1 rRNA gene is annotated in these 504 nt (G+C 56.0%); it reads left to right on the top strand.

Going from position 1 to position 504, the window contains the following annotated elements:
• Positions 1-504, top strand: a 23S ribosomal RNA gene (locus tag GON05_RS27790); the annotation flags it as partial.

Raw genomic sequence — 504 nt, 5'->3', positions numbered from 1 at the left:
TGTAACGGAGGCGTTTAAAGGTTCCCTCAGAATGGTTGGAAATCATTCGCAGAGTGCAAAGGCATAAGGGAGCTTGACTGCGAGACCTACAAGTCGAGCAGGGACGAAAGTCGGACTTAGTGATCCGGTGGTACCGAATGGAAGGGCCATCGCTCAACGGATAAAAGCTACCCTGGGGATAACAGGCTTATCTCCCCCAAGAGTCCACATCGACGGGGAGGTTTGGCACCTCGATGTCGGCTCATCGCATCCTGGGGCTGAAGTAGGTCCCAAGGGTTGGGCTGTTCGCCCATTAAAGCGGTACGCGAGCTGGGTTCAGAACGTCGTGAGACAGTTCGGTCCCTATCTGTCGCGGGCGTAGGAAATTTGAGAGGAGCTGTCCTTAGTACGAGAGGACCGGGATGGACGTACCGCTGGTGTACCAGTTGTCTCGCCAGAGGCACCGCTGGGTAGCTATGTACGGAGGGGATAAGCGCTGAAAGCATCTAAGCGCGAAGCCCCCCT

It is taken from the genome of Paenibacillus anseongensis, from assembly GCF_009757995.1.
Lineage (GTDB): Bacteria > Bacillota > Bacilli > Paenibacillales > NBRC-103111 > Paenibacillus_E > Paenibacillus_E chondroitinus.
This window is presented reverse-complemented; position numbering and strand designations above follow the sequence as displayed.